The following is a 13006-nucleotide window of genomic DNA, read 5'->3' as shown; positions in this document are numbered from 1 at the left end:
GCGCTAGGACAGCCAGCGCAGCAGTTTGGCGAGCCGCGCGACCGTGCCGCCATAGGGCGGATAGAGATCGGCGAAGCGGTTGTAGGGCGAGCGATAGAACACCGGCTTCAGCTTGCTGAAGGTGTTGAAGCCCCATTCGCCGTGATAGGCGCCGCTTCCCGAGGCGCCGACGCCGCCCATCGGCTGGTTGACTTGCGCGAAATGCACCAGGCAGTCGTTGACGGTGACGCCGCCGGAGACGGTGCGCGCCAAAACCTCGTCGCGCGCGGCGTCGTCGGTGCCGAACCAGTACAGCGCCAGCGGCCGGTCGCGGGCGTTGATGAAAGCGATCGGCTCGCTGGCGTCGTCGTAGCCGAGGATCGGCAGCAGCGGCCCGAAGATCTCCTCCTGCATGATCTTCATCTCGGAGCTGACGCCGGTCAGCACCGTCGGCGGGAATTTGCGCAGCGCTTTCCACGCGGCGTCGTCGGGCGAGGCGCTCTGCACGACGCTGGCGCCGAGCGCCCGCGCATCGGCGAGCAGGCCCTCGAGCCGGGCATAATGCCGCTCGGCGATGATCGAACTGTAGTCCTGGTTGCCGGGGTCGGCGCCGAACATGCGGCGCATCGCGTCGCGCAGCTTGTCGGCGAAGGCCTGCAGCGAGACGTTCGGCACCAGCACGTAATCCGGTGCGATGCAGGTCTGGCCGGCGTTGAGCAATTTGGCATAGGCGATCCGCGCCGCCGCCTGGTCGAGGTCGGCGGAGGCGTCGATGATCACCGGCGACTTGCCGCCGAGCTCCAGCGTCACCGGGGTGAGATTGCGGCCGGCGGCGGCGGCGACGATGCGGCCGACCCTGGTCGAGCCGGTGAACATCAGATGGTCGAACGGCAGCGCGGCGAAGGCTTCGGCGATGTCGTCCTCGATGCCGGTCACCACCATCTCGTCGGGCGCGAACTTGGCCGCCACGGTTTCCTGCAGCAGGGCGGCAAACCGCGGCGTCAATTCGCTGGGTTTGATCATCGCCGCATTGCCGGCGGCCAGCGCCGCCACCGCGGGGGCCAAGGTCAGCTGCAACGGGTAATTCCACGGCGCGATGATGCCGACCACCCCGAGCGGCTGCGGGATCAGCCGGTTGCGGCCGGGTAGGAACTGCAACTGGGTGGCGATGCGCCGCGGCGCCATCCAGGCTTTCAGATGCCTCGCGGTGTGCTTGATCTCGCCCAGCACCGACAACGTCTCGGCGATCTGGGTTTCCACCGGGCAGCGATGGCCGAAATCCGCTGAGATCGCCGCGCTGAACCCCGCCTCATGGTCGCGAATCAGCGCCCGCAGGCGCGCCAGCCGGTCGAGGCGGGTCTCCAGAGGCGGCGGCGGGGTTTGCCGCGCCGTCGCCCACATCCGATGAAAGTCGTCGTCGAGCGCTCTGCGCCCGGCACTGTGCAGCGCCTGATCCATGATGTGTCCTCGCCTGCGGGCCCCGTTCGGTCGAATTGCCGGGGCTTTTGCGGCATTTTGCGCAGAGATTGCCCGGCCCGCAATGGCTCGGCCGGTAGGTGGTTCCCGGCCGTCATAATATCTTGAAAATATTGCAGACGGGCCTTCCCAAACCCGGCGAGCATTGGTACACACCCCTCGCACCACGGGCTTCGCCCTGGTTGCCCTCTCAGGAAGCTTCCGGATTGGATCGATCGACGCCTTCGGGCGTTGCGCGGTGTCGTTTGGAGACAATTGTCAGGGCGTGCAAAGGTTTATCGCGGGGTGGAGCAGCCCGGTAGCTCGTCAGGCTCATAACCTGAAGGTCATAGGTTCAAATCCTATCCCCGCAACCAAGTTTGTTAAAAGTCACACGCCGTCCCGGTCTCACCGCCGGGGCGGCGTTGTGTTTTCTGAGCCGCCCGATCGAGCGGCCGCAAAGGCGACGCCGTCAGCCGCCTCGTTGGCACTGGTCACGCGCGATTCGGTGCGCGCTTTTGAGTTCTTGGTTCCTGGGGATTCCTGAGGAATGCCTGCGCGGCTTTTCAGTTGCCCAACACCGACGCCCTACAGACATGGCAAATGTCCTTTCGGCCGACCGCGAAACGCCTTCACCTTTGGCGTCGATCTCCGTCGCGGCCGCTTGGAGACGCCGCTCATGGCCGTCGCCTTGACCGGATCGTCCGCTGAGCGGTCGACCTAGACCAGCGCGCAAGCCGAGGCGTAAGGGCATGACCCTATCGACGGCCGTGTCCTGGCGGCGGCTGTCGCCGAGACCGCGCCGATCCTGCGCGAATTCGGCGCGCGCTGCAGGTCTTGCAGGAAAGCGACTGCGTCTGTCGAACCGATCAAAGATCTGCGGCGTCGAGCCAGCCCATGCTCAGCGCGAAGCGTATCAGTTCGACGCGGCTGGAGAATCCAAGTTTTTCCATTGCTCGGGCCTTGTAGGTCTCGACGCTCTTGGGGCCGACCTGAAGCCGTATTGCAATCACCTTGTTGCTATGACCCACTGATGCCAGTCGCAGCACCTCGAGTTCGCGCGTGCTGAGCTCCGAAATCGCGCTGGTCTCGTTGCCCGCAGGCGCCATCGGTGCGGGGCGCCCGAGCGCCTGGCCGGCAATCGCAGGGTCGAGATAGATGCCGCCATTGGCCACCGCATGGATGCCGCGGATCAGTTCGTCCGACGCCGAACGCTTCAGGATGTAACCGGCGACGCCGAGTTTAAGCAGTCGCCGCAGATAGACGCCATCCTCGTGCACCGACAGAACTAACACCCGCGCATCCGGCCGCGCCGCGAGAAATTTCTGCGCCACATCGATGCCGTTCATGCCGGGCATCGACAGGTCGAAAACCGCAACGTCCGGCTTCAACTCGAGCGCCGAGCGCAAAGCCTCCGGACCATCGGTGGCTTCGCCGACCATTTCCAGACCATCGTCCGCCGCGATGAGGGTCTTCATGCCGCTCAGGACGACGGGGTGATCGTCGGCAAGAAAGATCCGGAGGCGCGAGGGACTAGCTTTCTGATCCATGTTTCACACCGAAGTTCAACTGTGCGCCTGTCACATCATCGCGAGCTGAAGCGAACCGCGAGGACGACACGCTCCGTGATCCCGAGCCGACGTTCGTTCCTGACGAACCCTATGCTGATGCACCTGGAGAAACTGCGATTTAGATCAATTCTCCCTGTCAGGAATTCCTGACTTCCGAGCCGCTTGATCCAGAATGACACGGACGGATTGAAGTGTCATGTTAAATTGACAAGAGAGCGTGTCAGTTTAGTTTGACACTCACTCAAGAGGGACGCGTGCTGACAAGCATCACGCCCGAAACGAGTGAAGAGAGCTTCGCACAAGTAAGCATCCCGCCGACGGCGGAGCGTGTTCTTCGAGCGAGGCGATCTGACCTGAAAATGCTGCGGTCGAACGCGTGCGCGTTTGACTAACAGCGCAATACCTACGTGCGGGTTCAGCACGGAGTCGTAAGTCTCTTAGGAGGTTATGTTATGGTTGACGATCCGAACAAGGTCTGGCCGACAGGTCTGACGATCGCGGAATCGGAAGAACTCCACAAGCATGTGATCGACGGCACGCGCATCTTCGGCGCCGTGGCGATCATCGCGCATTTCCTGGCGTATGTTTATTCGCCGTGGCTGAAGTAAGGGGTACGGACAATGAATCAAGGTAAGATTTGGACTGTCGTCAAGCCGTCGGTTGGCCTCCCGCTGCTGCTCGGTAGCGTCGCCACCATCGTGATCCTCGTTCACTTCGCGATCCTGACCCACACCACCTGGTTCCCGAAGTTCATGAACGGCAAGACCGCCGCCATCGAGAGCCCGGTCAACGTCGGTTAATACGGCTCTTTGAGCTGTGTGGCTGGACCGGGATCCAAGGGTCCCGGTCCGCTCGCTTTGTAGCGGACCCACTGGCGGGCAATCGCAGGCGCGACCGCCGGCCGATGGTTCGGCTGCAAGGGGTCGATTCCACGCTTCAATCGGAGGCCGGTGCTCGATCTCACGGCCTCTCATCGGTTGGATTGCTCGACGATGAACTCTGTCAGCCAACGAGTCATGAAGGTTTGGGCGACGCTTGGTCCGCGCTTCCTGCCATTTGCCGATGCGGCGACGCCGGATCTGCCGCTGTCCCGGCTGTTGCGGCTTTCGCTGTTTCAAGTCTCGGTCGGAATGTCCCTGGTGCTGCTGGTCGGCACGTTGAACCGGGTGATGATCGTCGAGCTCCACGTTCCGGCATCGATCGTCGGCGTGATGATTTCCTTGCCGCTGATCTTCGCGCCGTTTCGGGCGTTGATCGGCTTTCGTTCCGACATCCACAGCTCCGTGCTCGGTTGGAAACGGGTGCCCTTTCTCTATAAAGGCACCATGGTTCAGTTCGGTGGACTGGCCATTCTGCCGTTTGCATTGTTAGTGCTGTCCGGTGGCGAAGAGGCCCGCAACGCCCCGGCCTGGATCGGCCAAGCCGGCTCGGCGCTGGCCTTTCTGTTGATCGGCGCCGGTTTGCACACCACGCAGACCGTCGGCTTGGCGCTGGCGACCGATCTCGCCAGTCCGGAATCGCGGCCCAAGGTCGTCGGGCTGATGTATGTCATGCTGTTGTTCGGCATGATCGCCAGCGCGCTGATCTTCGGCGCGCTGTTGGCGGATTTCAGCACCGGGCGCCTCATTCAGGTGATCCAGGGCGCGGCGGTGGTCACCATCGTGCTCAACGCCGTCGCGGTGTGGAAGCAGGAGGCGCGTAGCCGCCCCGGCGGCAAACCGGCCGCCGCGGCGCAGCGTCAGCCGTCGTTCCGCGAAACCTGGCAGGTGTTCATCCAGGGCGACAACGCCATTCGACGGCTGATCGCGGTCGGCCTCGGCACCATGGCGTTCAGCATGGAAGACGTCCTGCTCGAGCCGTATGGCGGCCAGATCCTGCATCTCAGCGTCGGCGACACCACCAAGCTGACCGCGGCGCTGGCGATCGGCGGCTTGTTCGGGTTTGGGCTCGCCTCACGGATTCTCAGCCGCGGCGCCGATCCGTTCCGGATGGCCGGCTTCGGCGCGCTGATCGGCATCCCGGCCTTCGCCGCGGTGATCGCCGCCGATCCCCTGGACTCGGCTTTGCTGTTCGGGCTCGGCACCGCGTTGATCGGATTCGGCGCCGGGCTGTTCGGTCACGGCACCCTGACCGCGACGATGAATTGCGCGCCGAAGCATCAGGCCGGCCTGGCGCTCGGCGCCTGGGGCGCGGTGCAGGCGTCGGCTGCGGGCGTCGCCATTGCCCTCGGCGGCATTCTGCGCGACTTGGTCGCCGCGATCGCGCCGAACCACGTTCTCGGGGCGGCCTCGGGGTACGACTTCGTCTATGGCCTCGAGATCGTCCTGTTGTTCGCAACCCTCGTGACGATGGTGCCGCTCATTCGTCGTGTCGGAGTCCAAGCTGGAGCGGAGCAGAGTCCCGACCTAAGGCCGTTCAGCCGCCTGGAGACCAAAACGGAGTAGCCATGACCCAGAATATCACTCGCACCTATGAGACGGTCCGGCAGATTGCTGGCCTGGAGGCCGAACTGAAGGCGGCCAACTTCACCAGCGTCAAGCTGTTTCCGAGTGCCACGGTGCAGAACCGCGGCAGCAATGACGATCTCATCAACGCCATCGCCAACACCGGAATCGTGAAGTATCAGGCCGCGACATTCGCTGACGTCGTCAAACGTGGCGGCGCCGTGGTGGTGGTCGAAGCCCATTTCGGCACCGGCGCTAGGGCCTCGGACATTCTCGGCAAGTACAACCCGATCAAGTCCAGCACGACGCCGAGCTCGGACCCTTTGATCTGGGACGACGCCGCGCCGTTCTCCTCGTTGCTGCACATTCCCGTGCTGCTGGATTCCTCCGGACCCTATCAGCCGTATTCGGGGACGCCGTTGTTGGTCGAGCAGAAGGACGGATACAAGTCGATGTCGGGCACGCCGCTGCTGGTCGAACAGAAGGGCGAATACAGGTCGATGTCCGGAACGCCTCTGCTGCTCAAGAGTGCTGGTCCCTACACCTCGTTCTCCGGCACGCCATTGCTGCTCGAGCAGAAGGGCGAATACAAGTCGATGTCCGGGACGCCGCTGCTGCTGAACAACCCGACGCCGCTGTCGTCTTGGCTTGGCATCCCAACCTTATCAAAATAACCAAGGGTAAATCTGATGTCGAACTATCGATCCTTCTCGGGAATGCCGCTGCTGATCAACACCGCCGGACCCTACAGGTCATTTTCCGGGACCCCGCTGTTGACCAAGCCGACAGCGGAATACAGCTCCTATTCCGGGTCGCTGATCCTGCTGCCGACCCGCGGGCCGCATTACTCGTTCTCCGGCACGCCGCTTCTGATCAACACCAAGGGCCCGTACCGGTCGTTGTCGGGAACGCCGCTGCTGCTCGAACAGAAGGGGGCGTATCAGTCGTTCTCCGGCACGCCGCTGTTGATCAACACCAAGGGTCCGTACAAGTCGATGTCGGGAACGCCGCTTCTGCTGCAGGAGAAGAACGGCTACCGCTCGTTCTCCGGCGTGCCGCTGCTGATCAAGAATCCGACGACGCTGTCGTCCTTGCTCGGAATTCCGACGCTGCTGAACTGACGCCCCACCAGGACCACGAAAGACCAAAGCCACCAAGCCACGCTCTCGACCTCCCAGACGGTTACACGCCGCAGTTAGTCGCCGAATTCCGGCGCTGGCTGCGGCGTTTCTGGTTGTGGGGTGCGCCTTGGCCGGCGAGAAGCTGCGCGATGGCGACGCCTCCGAGTGAGGTGGGGGCCATCGCAAATTCAACAGCGGAAAAATAAAACCACCGAAAACCCCCAACCCAGGGGATTTTCGATGGTCTTGAGCAGTTTGGCTTTACGGCCTGTTACTTCTTCGCCGGAGCGACCACCGGCGCGGTCGCGGGAGCGGAGACCGCGACCTTGCCGCTGAAGAATGCCGGGTACCAAGTGGTGTTGGAAAGCACGGCGCTGTGGACCAGCAGAACGGTCACGGCGACGCTGCCCAGCAGCAGCGGCAGGCCGACGCTCGGATTCACAACGGTCCAGATACGACCTTGATTCATGTTACGTCCCCCTTACTTCAGCCACGGCGAATAGGTATACGCCAGGAAATGCGCAACGATCGCGATCGCGCCGAACACGCGCGTACCATCGATCACGTGCTTGTGGAGTTCTTCGGATTCGGCGATCGTCAGACCTGTCGGCCAGACCTTATTGGGATCGTCAACCATCAGATAACCTCTTGAGAGTGGTGCAACTCCGTGCTGAACCCGCACGTAGGTATTATGCTGTCACGGTGAACTCGTTCACCTCGTCGCAACTGTCGTGTCTGCTGCGAGACCGCGACCGGTCCTGCCATGAAGCGCAGGGATCGTTAGTTGTGAGAGAATACCGTTCCAGTTCTCCGGTCTGATTCAGAGATCGCCTGTGCGGCAACTTACAATCAGAAAGCAATGGGAGACTAATCCGACGTAGTTCGGCGTCAACTTCATTTGACACTTGGGTAAGCCCGTCTCATTCCGGACGTCGGCAAGCTTCGTCAGGATTTCCCGAATCTTGACGGCGGAACGGTTACCAGTGCCGCTGATCGGATCGCCAAAGGCAATTAATTGCGCAGCCGATGGCCTCGCGGGCGTCAGGGGCGTCGACATTGCGAGCGGTTCTCGCCCTGCGGTACCGTTGCGAGGTCATAACGTCACGCGCGCGAACAGCGTGGTGCCTTTGCCCGGACTCGATTCGAAATCCAGCGTGCCATTGACCAAGGCCAGTCGCTCTCTCATGCCGATCAGTCCGAGCCCCGAGAACGCGGTATCCGACGTCGGTCCCGCCGGACGATCGGCGATGCCGCCGCCGTCATCTTCGATGATGCAACTGACGACATTGTCCCAGGCCTTCAGGATGATGCCGACCCTGCTGGCATGGGCGTGGCGGACCACATTGTTGATTCCCTCCTGCACCACACGATACAGCGCGCTCTCCACATTGTGCGGCAAGCGGCGGTCGCCCAGCGACAGGAACAGGTCGAAGCTGAGGTCGCAATGTTGCGACCATTCGACGGTGAGTTGCCGAATCGCGGTCTCAAGTCCGAGATCGTCGAGCATCGCCGGCCGGATCTCCCAGGCGAGGCGGTGCAGATCCATGCTCATGCGCCGCGCGATGTCTTTCAATCCGTCGACCTTCTCGGCGGCCTCGCAGCCCGGGACCGTGCAGCGCGCCAGCGATCCCAATCCGAGCAGCAACAGCGTCACCGACTGGCCGATATTGTCGTGCAGCTCTCGGGTGATGCGTCGCCGTTCGGCTTCTTGCTCGGCCACCGTCCGACGCAGTACATTCGAGACTTCGGCCTCGGCGACCATGCGGCGCTCGGTCTCGGACTTCAACTCGCGAATCACCGCGCCGGTCTCGGCGAGGCTGCGGTTGAGGTCGACCAGGTTCTGCGCGTTGCGGGTCGAATAGCGGATCGCGCGGTCGAGCAGCACGGCGTCGTATTCGCCCTTCACCAGATAGTCGTTCGCGCCGATCTTGGTGGCGGCGGCATCGATGATGGCATCGCCGTAGGCGGTGAGCATGATGATCGGTTTCATCACGCCGAATTCGCGCGCGCGGCGGATCAGATCGAGACCGCTCTCGGGACCGAGCCGGAAGTCCACCAAAAAGACGTCGTGTTCGTCGCGTCGGAAGGCGGCGAGTCCCTCGTCGAAGCTGGCGGCCCAATCCAGCCGATAACGCCGGGTGGAGATCTTCTGCAGCATGCGGTCGAGCGACCGGTATTCAATCTCGGCATCGTCGACCAGCAGCGCCCTGATCGTATCGCTGCTCATGAGGGTGAGGTCTCCACCACCGGCAGCGAAGCCGCCACCATCCAGAATTGCCACAGCGAATTGATCTTGGTGACGTAGTCGGGAATGTTGGCGGGCTTGACCAGGTAGGCGTTGATGCCGATCGAATAGGCCTCGGTGATGTGCTTGATGCTCTCGGAGGTGGACAGCGCGATCACCGGCAGGTGCCGGATGGTGTCGTCCTCGCGCAGCATGCGGATCACCTTGCGGCCGTCCAGCCGCGGCATGTTGAGATCGAGCAGAATCAGCGCGGGGGTGGGGGCGGACAACGCCTCGGCGAACCGCCCGCGGCGGTGCAGATAATCGAGCATCTGCTCGCCGTCGTTGACGAAGCGCAGGTCGGCGCGGATCCCGGCGCGCGAGAACACCTCTTTCAGAATCATCTGGTCGTAGTTGTGATCTTCCGCGACCAGTACGGTCGGCACTGCATTGTCGCGTGTCATTGCTACTGTTCCAACTCGTCGAGGTTGCGCAGCGGCAGCGTGAAGGTGAAGGTGGAGCCGACGCCGGGCTCGCTGCGGGCGGTGATCTTTCCGCCATGGCGTTGCGCGAGCTTGCGACAGATCGCCAGGCCGATGCCGGTGCCTTCATATTCGTCGGCGCCGTGCAGGCGCTGGAACGGCTCGAAGATCTGCTCGGCATATTTAGGATCGAAGCCGATGCCGTTGTCGCCGACCGCGATCGCGACGTGGCGTTGGCGTTCGCCGCCGGCCGAGCCGAAGCCGCTGGCCGGGCCGGGCTGTTCGGTGGCGCGCAGGGTGATCCGCGGCGGGCGGGACGCGTCGCTGTATTTCAGCGCATTGGAGATCAGGTTCTGCAGCAATTGTCTGATCTGGCTGCGGTCGCACATCACCACCGGTAGCGAGTCGGAGGACAAGATGGCGCCGCTGTCATGCAACACCGGCTTGAGGTCAGCCAGCACTTCGGCGAGCACGTCGTCCAACGCCACCGGAACGAGCGGGCGCGCGTCGCGGCCGACGCGGGAATATTCCGCGAGGTCGTTGATCAACGCCCGCAGCCGCCGCGACGAGGCCTCGATGCCGTCGACCATGGTGCTCAACCGCGCCTTGGCGTCGACCGAAAGCGCGTCCTTGAGCAGGCCGGCGAAGGCCTCGATATGGCGCAACGGCTCCTTGAGATCGTGCGCCGCGACGTAAGCGAACGACTCCAACTCGTCGTTGCTGCGCGACAGCTCGCGGTTGGCGTGTTCGAGCGCGTCGGCCCGGCCGAGGATGACGTCGACCACGAGATCGCGGATTTCGACCGCGGCGGCGATTTCGTAGGTCTGCCAGGGCTTGGAGCGCCCGCGTACCTCTTCGCGCCAGGCATCGAACGAAGCCCGGGTCTGCAGCCGGCCGCCATGCGGGCCGATCCGCACCGGCTTGTGAGGATCTCCGCCCCAGGTCACGGTCTGCGCCTGCTCCGGCCGGAACCAGAGCATCAAAGTCGAGGACACCCGTCCGAGCGGCACGGCGAGAACGCCGCTGGCGAGGTGCGGATAGTGCGTGGCGTTGGGGTTTTTGGCGGAGAGATGCTCGGTCTCATAGACGTCGCGCGATTCGCGGCGCGCCAGCCAGGCCGCAAGCTCAAGGACCTGGTCGTTCGACGGCGACGATCCGAATGTGGTGATGCCGTCGAACCCGCACAGCGCGAAGCCGGAGGCGCGCATCAGGTCGAGCATGTCCTGTCCGCTGCGGATCAGCCATTTCTTGAGGTCCTGTTCGTCGCCGAGTTCGTGCAGCATTCGGTTCTGCATGGCGCGCACCCGGACGCTGTGGCCAACGACCTCGGCCTCTTCGGACACGCTGATCTGCCAGGTCAGCACCTGGGCGATCAGTTCGCAGGCTTGGCGGACTTCGTAGGACACGAAGCGCGGCAGCGTGTTGTGGCAGGAGATCATCCCCCACAACCGGCCGTCGCGCACGATCGACACCGACATCGCGCCGTAGACCGCCATGTTGACCATGTATTCGACGTGGATCGGCGATACGCTGCGCAGCACGGCGAAGCTGAGGTCGATCGGCCCGCCGGTGACCGGATTGAAATCCGGGATCAGCGGTGCCGGGCGGTAACCGATATCCGGGATGATGCGGATCAGATTGCTGGTGTAGAGCGCGCGCGACTGCGCGGGGATGTCGGACGCCGGAAAGTGGAAGTCGAGAAACGACGGAATGCTGTCGGAGCGATCCTCGGCAACGACCTGGCCGTTCCAGTCCTTGTCGAAACGGTAGATCTTGACGCGGTCGAAGCCGGTCAGGCGACGCACCTCGCGGGCCGCGATATTGCACACCGTCAGCAGATCGCTGGCGGTTTGCAGGCGGCGGATCGCGGCGCGAACGCTGCGGAAGAATTCCGCAGGCGGCTCGGCGCCGGCGGGCCGTGGCTCCAGTTCCAGAATCGTCAAGCCGTCGTGACGGTGCATGATGCCGTTGCAGACCCGCACCCCCTTGCTGGTCAGCAGTTCGATCCGGATCGGATTGAAGGCGGCGAGGTCCGGGCTGGCGAGAACCGCGGTCAAACGTTCGAAACTCGGCGCGGTCATCAACGCCGCGATCGATTGCGACAGCACCGCCTCGGGGGATTGGCCGGTGAAAGCCTCGACGTTGACGCTGACCGAGACCGGGCGCAGCTCGGGCTCGACGAACGCCAACAGCATGCCGTGCGGTTGAATCTTGCCGGGAATGTGGATCGGTTCGCGGTCGCATTCGGTCAGCTCGAGGGCCGAGCGATCGCCATAGGCATCGAGCAGATTGTCGGGCGTCGGCGGGTCGTGCGGAGCGCTCATGAGGTGGCCTGAACGGGAGAGGGAGCGTCGGACTGCGGCGGCGTTTCCAGCGTAAACCAGAACGTCGATCCGACATTGGGAATGGTGTCGACGCCGACCTGGCCGCCGTGCCGCTGCACGATCTTGCGGCAGATCGCCAGACCGATTCCGCTGCCTTCGTACTCGTCGGGACCGTGCAGGCGCTGGAACGGTTCGAAGATCTGGTCGGCGTATTTGGGATCGAAGCCGATGCCGTTGTCGCTGACGCAAATCCGCGCCACTGCCGCCTTGCTGCCGTCGCCGCGATAGCTTTCCTCGAGCCGGTCCTCGGCGAAGATGTGGATCCGACACGGCCGCCTGGGGTGCCGGTACTTGATCGCGTTGGACACCAGGTTCTGCAGCACCTGGCGCAACTGGTTGCGGTCGCAGTTCACTTGGGGCAGCGGCGCGACGTCGACGATCGCCGCGGCCTCGCTGATCCGCTGATGCAGATCGGCGATGACCTCCAGCGCGATATCCTGCAGCGAGGCCGGCGCCAGAGGCTTGGCGCGCTGGCCGAGCTGGGAGAATTCGGCGAGGTCGTTGATGAGATTGCGCAGCCGTCGCGACGAGCTCTCGATTCCGTTGACCAGGACGCCGAGCCGTTCGTCGCCGCTGGGGCGGATCGACTCGCCGAGCATGCCGGCGAAGGCTTCGATATGCCGCAGCGGCTCCTTGATGTCGTGAGACGCGACGTGCGCGAAGGATTCCAATTCTTCGTTGCTGCGCGCGAGCTGCGAGTTGACCCGCTCGAGCTTTTCGGTGTTGCGCAGGATCACGTCGATGACGAGGTCGCGGATTTCCACCGCCGCGGCGATTTCGTGCGGCTGCCAGGGGATCGCGCGGCCGCGGGTCTCTTCGGTCCAGGCGGCGAAGGATTTTCGCGGGCTGAGCCGCAGTTCGCCCGACTCGGTGCTGACCGGCTTGTCGGGATTGCCCGCCCAATACACCGTCTGCGCCACTTCGGGACGAAACCACAGCATCACCCGCCGCGGCGGCGTGCGCGACAGCGGCACGGCGAGCACCCCGCTGGCGACGTCGGCGTAGGCCGCAGCCTCCGGCAGGATGGTCGACAGCCGATCGGTCTGAAACAAGCCGCCGTCGTCGCTCCAGCGCACCAGATTGACCAGGCTCTCGATCGCCGGTTCGGGCGGGGTCGCCCCCAAGGTGGTGATGCCTTCGCGGGTGTGCAGGCAAAGTCCCGAGGCGCCCAACAATTCGAGCAGCGCTTCGCTGTTGCGCACCAGCCCGGCGCGATGATCGTGCAATTGTTCGATGTCGCTGATCAGACTGCGCTGGATCGCCTTGCCCTTCAGGGTTTGCCGGGTGACGGTTTCCTCCTCCATCACGCCGATCTGCCAGGCTAGCACCTGGGCGACCATTTCGCA

The 13006-nt window shown here is 63.7% G+C and carries 13 protein-coding genes and 1 tRNA gene; 6 read left to right on the top strand and 8 right to left on the bottom strand.

The window, feature by feature from the left end:
- Positions 1-3 precede the first annotated feature (3 nt).
- A complete protein-coding gene (locus RPC_RS18995; protein WP_011474207.1) occupies positions 4-1437 on the bottom strand; it encodes an aldehyde dehydrogenase family protein in 1434 nt (477 codons plus the stop codon).
- A gap of 297 nt (positions 1438-1734) precedes the next feature.
- Between RPC_RS18995 and RPC_RS18990 the strand changes: the two genes are divergently transcribed.
- Positions 1735-1811 (top strand) — tRNA-Met (locus RPC_RS18990).
- Positions 1812-2303: 492 nt separating this feature from the next.
- On the opposite strand, the gene RPC_RS18985 is transcribed toward RPC_RS18990, so the two are convergent.
- The gene (locus tag RPC_RS18985) at positions 2304-2984 is read right to left on the bottom strand and encodes a response regulator transcription factor (protein WP_011474206.1); all 681 of its coding nucleotides are present in this window, start codon (positions 2982-2984) and stop codon (positions 2304-2306) included.
- Between the two features lie 473 nt (positions 2985-3457).
- Here RPC_RS18985 and pufB (RPC_RS18980) point away from each other — a divergent pair, with 473 nt between their 5' ends.
- From pufB (RPC_RS18980) to RPC_RS18960, 5 genes are all read left to right on the top strand, one after another.
- Entirely contained in the window at positions 3458-3613 is a 156-nt protein-coding gene (gene pufB, locus RPC_RS18980) for a light-harvesting antenna LH1, beta subunit (RefSeq protein ID WP_011474205.1), read from the top strand.
- Positions 3614-3625: 12 nt separating this feature from the next.
- Positions 3626-3805 carry a light-harvesting protein gene (locus tag RPC_RS18975; RefSeq protein WP_011474204.1) on the top strand — a complete coding sequence of 60 codons (180 nt, stop codon included), beginning with the start codon at positions 3626-3628 and terminating at the stop codon, positions 3803-3805.
- A 192-nt stretch (positions 3806-3997) separates the two neighbouring features.
- The gene (locus RPC_RS18970; protein ID WP_011474203.1) at positions 3998-5449 is read left to right on the top strand and encodes a PucC family protein; all 1452 of its coding nucleotides are present in this window, start codon (positions 3998-4000) and stop codon (positions 5447-5449) included.
- 2 nt (positions 5450-5451) lie between these two features.
- Entirely contained in the window at positions 5452-6123 is a 672-nt protein-coding gene (locus tag RPC_RS18965) for a hypothetical protein (RefSeq protein ID WP_011474202.1), read from the top strand.
- A 15-nt stretch (positions 6124-6138) separates the two neighbouring features.
- A complete protein-coding gene (locus tag RPC_RS18960; protein ID WP_011474201.1) occupies positions 6139-6570 on the top strand; it encodes a hypothetical protein in 432 nt (143 codons plus the stop codon).
- A gap of 271 nt (positions 6571-6841) precedes the next feature.
- Here RPC_RS18960 and RPC_RS18955 read toward each other — a convergent pair whose 3' ends face one another.
- The 6 genes from RPC_RS18955 to RPC_RS26905 form a co-directional block, all read right to left on the bottom strand.
- On the bottom strand, positions 6842-7039 hold the full coding sequence (locus tag RPC_RS18955) for a light-harvesting protein (RefSeq protein ID WP_011474200.1): 198 nt from the start codon (positions 7037-7039) through the stop codon (positions 6842-6844).
- A 12-nt stretch (positions 7040-7051) separates the two neighbouring features.
- A complete protein-coding gene (gene pufB, locus RPC_RS18950; protein ID WP_011474199.1) occupies positions 7052-7207 on the bottom strand; it encodes a light-harvesting antenna LH1, beta subunit in 156 nt (51 codons plus the stop codon).
- Positions 7208-7663: 456 nt separating this feature from the next.
- Entirely contained in the window at positions 7664-8797 is a 1134-nt protein-coding gene (locus tag RPC_RS18945) for a hybrid sensor histidine kinase/response regulator (RefSeq protein WP_011474198.1), read from the bottom strand.
- On the bottom strand, positions 8794-9258 hold the full coding sequence (locus RPC_RS18940) for a response regulator (RefSeq protein WP_011474197.1): 465 nt from the start codon (positions 9256-9258) through the stop codon (positions 8794-8796). Before RPC_RS18940 ends, RPC_RS18945 begins: the two co-directional genes overlap by 4 nt.
- 2 nt (positions 9259-9260) lie before the next feature.
- Entirely contained in the window at positions 9261-11600 is a 2340-nt protein-coding gene (locus RPC_RS18935; protein ID WP_011474196.1) for an ATP-binding protein, read from the bottom strand.
- Positions 11597-13000: a sensor histidine kinase gene (locus tag RPC_RS26905; protein ID WP_415914746.1), complete on the bottom strand. Its 1404-nt coding sequence runs from the start codon at positions 12998-13000 to the stop codon at positions 11597-11599. The genes RPC_RS18935 and RPC_RS26905 overlap by 4 nt, the downstream gene beginning before the upstream one ends.
- Between the last annotated feature and the right edge of the window lie 6 nt (positions 13001-13006).

Source organism: Rhodopseudomonas palustris BisB18, assembly GCF_000013745.1.
Classification (GTDB): domain Bacteria; phylum Pseudomonadota; class Alphaproteobacteria; order Rhizobiales; family Xanthobacteraceae; genus Rhodopseudomonas_A; species Rhodopseudomonas_A palustris_F.
Note: the sequence above shows the minus strand (reverse complement) of the source record. Positions and strands in the feature narration are given on the sequence as shown.